Source organism: Phycisphaerae bacterium (assembly GCA_018003015.1).
Lineage (GTDB): Bacteria > Planctomycetota > Phycisphaerae > UBA1845 > PWPN01 > JAGNEZ01.
The window spans coordinates 38,163-44,916 of the sequence record JAGNEZ010000053.1 but is presented as its reverse complement, the minus strand read 5'-3'; the positions used below and the strand labels follow the sequence as shown (position 1 = coordinate 44,916).

Annotated in this window: 3 protein-coding genes; 1 reads left to right on the top strand and 2 read right to left on the bottom strand. The window is 64.4% G+C overall.

What is annotated here, in order from left to right; all coding sequences use genetic code 11:
- The first annotated feature begins 471 nt into the window (after positions 1-471).
- A complete protein-coding gene (locus KA354_19020; GenBank protein MBP7936740.1) occupies positions 472-3,621 on the top strand; it encodes a hypothetical protein in 3,150 nt (1,049 codons plus the stop codon).
- A 5-nt stretch (positions 3,622-3,626) separates the two neighbouring features.
- On the opposite strand, the gene KA354_19015 is transcribed toward KA354_19020, so the two are convergent.
- Together KA354_19015 and KA354_19010 are read right to left on the bottom strand one after the other, a co-directional pair.
- The gene (locus KA354_19015) at positions 3,627-4,637 is read right to left on the bottom strand and encodes a Gfo/Idh/MocA family oxidoreductase (protein ID MBP7936739.1); all 1,011 of its coding nucleotides are present in this window, start codon (positions 4,635-4,637) and stop codon (positions 3,627-3,629) included.
- Positions 4,638-4,904: 267 nt separating this feature from the next.
- On the bottom strand, positions 4,905-6,644 hold the full coding sequence (locus KA354_19010; GenBank protein ID MBP7936738.1) for a glycoside hydrolase family 16 protein: 1,740 nt from the start codon (positions 6,642-6,644) through the stop codon (positions 4,905-4,907).
- Positions 6,645-6,754 lie beyond the last annotated feature (110 nt).

The window sequence follows — 6,754 nt, the reverse complement described above, 5'->3', positions numbered from 1 at the left end:
TTCCGATGGCCAGAAACGACTGGGGCGAACGGGCGGCTGACGTCGCCCAACCCCCCAGCCGCCGGCGACTCCACACCGCAAGGACACACCTCCCCCCCCCCCCAGCAATCCGTAAGGGTCCTCCGCCCCAGCCCCGCTCCGGCAGTACGTCGTCCGTGCCCACGCCCTCCACGGCCATGCGAGTACTCCACCGTCCATCACACCACAACCGGCGGCCCATCACCATCAACACCCGCCCGGTCAACGATCACACGATGAAACCCCCTCTGCCCCCAGCCATCCGGTTGAGTCCGCCCATCCCAGGAAGCAAGCAAGGCCAAACGCCGGACATGCACACGGCAAGTTGATCCTGTGCCCACCCATGCTATCCTGGACCCCCGGCACCCATAACCGCATACGCGGGCAGGATCCTCGATGATCGGGCCAGGCACCCATACCCACGAAAGCCTCAGCAATACGAAAGGACCGGACATGCGCTCATCACTTCGCTTTGCCTCGGCGGCGACCCCCGCGGCTTCGGTAGCATCGCGTTCAACCCACATGCTTCAGCCCCGGCGACGGTCCGGCCACCTCATCCCCTGCATTCTGGCCGTGGCCCTGGCCGGGCCGAGTACCCTGGCGCAGCAGGCCACGCGTGCCCCGGCAGTGGTCAAACCCCTGGCCGACGGGATTCTCCAGCTCGACGCTGGCACCGCGGCAATCCACGGCCAGACCGCCCGGTTCATGGTGCTCGAGGGCGTCGGCAATATCTGCTATTGGACCGATGCGGCGGAATGGCTCTCCTGGCAGGTAGCACTGGATCACTCCGGCGAGTACGTCGTGGAGATGCGATACTCCTGCCAGGCCGGCTCGGAAGGCAGTGCGTTCGAACTGGCACTCGACGGCCAAATCTTGCCCGGCACCATCGCGGTACATACCGGCACTTGGCTCGACCACGAGATTGCCCGAATCGGCACCCTGAAGGTCGGACGCGCCGGACCGCTCGCCCTCTCCCTCAAACCCACCACGAAACCCGGTCAGGCGGTCATGAACCTGGTGTGGCTGCGGCTGATACCGGCCCGAGACTATGACGCCTATCGGTCCCGCACCGCCGCCGAACGCCGGCAGAAGTCCCCCCCTCTGCCCGCTCGGGTCTTCGTGGTACCCAACTTCCACCCCGCCAGCTGCGGCTGGCTGACCAACTGGTCCACCGAGCGAAACTACTGCGCCAACAGCTACCTCGACCACCTCGACCGCGTCCGCGATGACACCCACTACTGCTTCGCGCTCTCCGAGTGCAATAACATGATCGCGATCGGCAACTTCGAGCCGCGACGCTTCACCGAGCTCAAAGAGCGCATCGCCCAGGGCCGCGTCGAACTGGTCAACGCGTTCTTCCTCGAACCGACGATCAATCTCTCCGGCGGCGAGGCCCTGGCCAAAATGGGTATTGACGGACTTCGCTGGCAGCAGCAGGTCATGGGAGCCCGGCCGCGGTTCTGCTGGGCGATCGATGTGTGCGGTACCCACTACCAGATGGCCCAGTTGTGCACTCAGCTCGGACTCGAAGCCCTCATCTACACTCGCCGCAACCGGACCGACAAGAGCATCTTCTGGTCCGAATCGCCAGACGGCTCACGCATCCTCACCCTCGTGCCCGGCCACTACTCCGACGACATCGGCGGATGCTACGCGGCCCGGGAACCCCTCACCCCAGCCCAGCTGCGCAGCATGGCCGGCGCCATCGCCTCGAAGGTCGGCTACACGTCACCCGGACTCCCCGTGCTCATCCTCGGCGGCTACGGCGACTACGCCTTGGCCCCGCCACGGCGCGAGAACCCGACCGAGCTCCTGAAACAATGGAAAGACTACCGCCCCGATTGTGACCTGCGTTTCAGCACCCTGTCGTCGTATGTCGATGCCGTGTTGCCCGACATCAAATCCGGCAAGCTCGAGTTGCCCACCGTCCGCGTCAACACGAACTTCACTTACGATTCCTTCTGGATTCAGAACCCGCGAGTGAAGAGCTGGTATCGCCGTGACGAACACGCCCTGCAGGCCGCCGAGACCCTGGCCACCATTGCCAGCCTCAAGAGCGACTTCGAGTACCCCGCGCAGCAACTCTATCACGCATGGCTGCTGATGCTGCTGAACATGGACCGAAACACGCTGTGGGGGGCCGCCGGCGGCATGGTGTTCGAGCACCAGACCTCATGGGACGCACGCGACCGCTTCGAGTGGGTCGAACGCAACAGCGCCGCTACCCTGGATGCCGCCGCCCGCAAGCTCGCCGGCGAGGGCGCGAATGTCACCCTGTTCAACCCCGCAAACTGGCTCCGTACCGATCCGCTCTGCCTGAAACTGCGCCCCGGAATACGCCTCGCCGAAGGTCTGTCCCAGGACGCCGGCAACGGGACCACGCTGTGCCGCCTCGACCTGCCCCCAACCGGACTGCTCGGCGTCGAAACCACAACCGGGGCGGCACCGGCCCCCAAGACCATCGCGCTGCCACCGGTCATCGAAACGAACTTCTACACCGCTCAACTGGACGCGTCGACCGGGGCCCTCACCAGCCTCAAGCTGAAACCGTCCGGACGCCAGATGCTCGGCGGGCCGGCCAACGTCTTGGTCGCCGAGAAACACGTCGGCGACCACGATCCGGGAGACTTCACCGAGCTTCGCCCGAAACGCCCCCGCCTGGCCACCTCGAGCGACTCCAAGTCGACGGTCACCGTCACCGAGGGGCCGCTGGCTATGACCGTGGAGGCCCAAGGCGAGTTCTACGGAGGTGGAACCGGACGACGCATCACACGCTTCTTCAAGAACCATCCACGCATCGAATTCGAGACCGAACTGAACGATATCCCCAACCGGACCGTCGTCGTCGCCGAATTCCCCCTCGCCGAAACCCCCGCCGAAATCCGCCGCGGCATCCCCTTCGGCTTCTCCCGGGACGACGGCCAGGTGGAGGGCATCACCCCGACAGTGCGGTGGAGCGACTATGCCTCCCCCGGAAAAGGCGGCGTGGCCATCCTCGACCGCGGCTTGACCGGACGGGAAATCAACCACCGAACCCCCGCCCTGTATCTGCTCAATGCCACCGAGAAGTACAACGGCTATCCCAATGCCTGGCTCAGCGGCAAAGGCGCGCACCGCTTCGAGTACGCCCTCGTGGCCCACGACACGGATTGGCCGACCGCACGAATCCCGCAGCTGGCCTGGGAATACAACTGCCCCGTCATCCTGGCCGATCACTGCAAACCGGTCGCCACCGCCTCGTTCGTACGCACCTCCGACAACGTCATCGTCGAGGTCATACGCCGCGACGGCCAGGACATCGAAATCAGACTGCTCGAGGTCATCGGCCAGGCGGGTATCGCGACAGTCACCGTCGATTTGCCACACACCAACGCCGCCCTCACCAGCCTGGTCGGCGATCATCCCCGCAAGCTCGACAATGGCCCGACATACCAATTCCCGGTCCGCCCCCAGCAGATTATCACCCTGCGGCTTCGCACCGCCACAGCTCTCCAGCCGGTCAAGCCGCTCCTGGAGTGGGACGAACTGGTCCCCCCTGCCAAGCTGCCCGCCCTGCGGGAACATCTCAAGAACGTCAAGGGACATCCGCCCCGGGGCTCCTGACCAGCCTATTTGATCTGCCAGTCGTGCTCCTTGACCGCCATCGTGATCCGCTCGGCCAGATCCACCGCCGCGGCGCCTTCCTCGGCCGTCACCGCCGGCCTCTCACCCGTGCGAACCGAATGCAGAAACGACTGCAGTTCCGCTCGCAGCGGCTCGACATCATCCACCACCAGCGGCTCAACCTTGACCATCGAGCCGAAGTCGCTGCCGGCCAGCTGCGAGAGATCCTCGGCCTTGTGCTCGCGGGCAAACTTCAGCAGGTCCAGGTTCGCGTCCTTCTTGATCGCGATACCGCTCTTCTTCTGATAGTCCAGCGACAGATAGGCCTCCTGGCTGAATACCCGGATCTTTCGCTCGGTCTTCAGAGCCAGACGCGAAGCGGTCAGATTGGCTACGCACCCGCCTTCAAAGATCACCCGGGCGTTGGCAATGTCCTCGTGCCGGCCAAGCACGCTCACCCCCACCGCCTCTACTCGAGCCGGATTCGCCTTCACCAGCGAGAGCACAATGTCAATATCGTGGATCATCATGTCCATGACCACGCCAATGTCCGCCGAGCGAAAAGTGAACGGGCTGATGCGATGAGTCTCGATGAACTGCGGCGAGACCTGCATGCTCCTCATCGCCCGAACCACGGGATTGAACCGCTCGGTGTGCCCGACCTGCAATAACGTTCCATGCCGCCGGCCGGTCTCGAGCAGTTCGCCCGCCGTCGCCGTGTCCTGGGCCAGCGGCTTCTCGATCAGCACGGCCACACCCGCCTCCAGAAAAGGCCGGGCAACGGCCAGGTGCGCAACCGTGGGAACGGCCACACTCACCGCCTTCACCTTGCCAAGCAGCGGCGTAATCGAGGCGTAGGCCTTGGTCTTGAACTTCGCGGCCAACTCCCCCGCACGGGCCTCGTCCAGGTCCACGATTCCCACCAGCTCCGCTTCGGCGAGCTCGTGGTAAATACGCACGTGATGGCGGCCCATGTGACCGGTGCCAATGACCGCGACAGGGAGACTCTGCGACACAGTGTGGACTCCAAACAAGCAATCAGCTGCCGGTTCTCGCCCAGGAGCGAACGTCGGCACCCCAACGCCGGCATCCGGCCATCAGCCCTCGGCTGGCGGCCGTCAATCCCCGGAAGCCGAACGACGGCATAGTCTAACCGAAGCGGCACCGCCCCAGAAAGCCCACTCCCACGCCCATCGACGACCGCATAACGCCCAGTTCACCAAAGCAAGACCAGACCCTCACGCCACCAGACGGGTGCGGTCCCACCCGTTTCCCCAACGAGTTCATCTCTTGGCATAGGCCCGGACATAGTCCACGTACAGGTACGAGGGGCTCACCGCCTTGTCGATCGGCCATCCGCTGCCCATGGCCAGGTTAACCAGCATGTACAGCGGAACCTTCGCTTCCTCCGGCGTCTTCTGCTGCTGGGTCCGGATGCCATCAAAGTAGTAGGTCACGTTGTCCTCGTCGATCAGTACCCCGTAGCGATGAAACTCCTCCGTCAAGCCCGGCACGTTGATGTGGTCCCCGACGGCCGTATGCTTGCCGTTCGGCCGCCAGAGATGCATGGTGGACATAACCAGGTTCGGGAGTGCACCGTACCACTCCACTACGTCAATCTCGGGGTTGGTCCTCGACCGGTCGGTCAGCGAAGGCTGACCCAGCAGCCAGAACGCCGGCCACATGCCCGGGCTCGCGGGGAACTTGGCCCGCATCTCGAAGTAGCCGAACTTCTGGGAAAAACCGCCCCCCTTGGGGTCGGCAGAGGCCAGGATGCCGCTGCACCAGCGCCCGTCCTTCTTGGCGGCTTCAATCCGCAGGACAGGCTTGTCCGGCAGAACACCCTTGACAATCGAGAATGGAAAGCCGTCCGCCTGGGGCACGAAGCGGGCGTCGCCAAAACTCTCCTTCGTGGCCGTAAACCACCGCGTCCCCGGACCGGCCGCCGAGACGCTGAGATCCCGGAACTCGTCCTCGAAGGTCACAACGTAGCCGTCCAGATTCAACTTGGGCCCGGTCAGTCGGGGAATCGGCGCCCGCGAGTCAACCTCGAGTACGCCCACCTGGAAGGCAGTGGGGTCGCCTCTGAACGCCGTGACCCCATCCCCCGCCTTGAGGACCACACGCCTTCCGCCGCGATAGAGACCGGCTACCATCACATACTCGCCCTCGGGGCTGTCGATCGGTACGTAAATCCGGTTCTTGTACTCGATGCGCCCGGACCAGATCGAGGTCGATTCAGGAGCCGCATGGTCAGACTGGAACACCATCTTCCCCTTGGCGTCCAGAAGGTGAACGAAAACACGGTGGTCACTGCCCAAAGGCTCGGCATCCCAGCGATATCGGACCGCAACCTCGAAGCCGGGGCGGCAGGAGGGCCGATCCGGAACCACCGAATGCAGGGTCGGATGCCCGTCCATCACAGGCCCCGGAACAACCTCGATGTCATCCAGGTGAATCGAACTCGCCCCCGTCCGGGCGGTGGCCGCGTCCCTGCCGATATTGATGCCCAGCCCTTTGGCCGGTCCGTGCCATCTGCCGTCATTGGCCCCGCCCCAGTGCTCGCCACCCACCACATCCGCGATCTTCAGGACCACCTTCTGCCAGTCCGCGGTCGCGGCCAGGGCGACTCCACCATGCTTCTGGTGGCACTGGTCGGTGCTGTCGACGATACGCACGCCAATGTGGGCAACGTGATTCGACTTGATCCACAGATGGATCGCCTTGAAATCCTCATCCTTGAGCCGGTCGAGATCGCGGTACGTCCCAACGTAAGCCCCACCGGCGGTGAAGTCCGCCTCGAGCTTCAAAGAGGCTTTGCCCCCATGAGCCACCGTCGTGTCAAGGGCCAGCGATCCCTTCGCCCCCGGGAACTCCCGCCCATCGACGTAGTTCCACCCGTCCCGCCCGTTTTCGAAGTCTTCCAGCATCTTCCTTGGGGCCTCGACCTGGACCTGCCCCCAGACTGTCGGCGGTGAGAGGACTGCGCAAACGATCGCCGCTAAGAGCAGGTCAGGTCTCATCACCGCCTCGTTTCGTCGGGTTACGGTACGGATCACATCAAGGCTTGAACGGGCCCAGGAGCAGACCACTCCCCTCCGCCGTCATGGTCAGGATGTCCGGCCGAAGCCTC

Bases quoted from the DNA above. Each gene is read 5' to 3' on its own strand.
- KA354_19020 (MBP7936740.1), top strand. From the start codon at position 472: ATGCGCTCATCACTTCGCTTTGCCTCGGCGGCGACCCCCGCGGCTTCG.
- KA354_19010 (MBP7936738.1), bottom strand. From the start codon at position 6,644: ATGAGACCTGACCTGCTCTTAGCGGCGATCGTTTGCGCAGTCCTCTCA.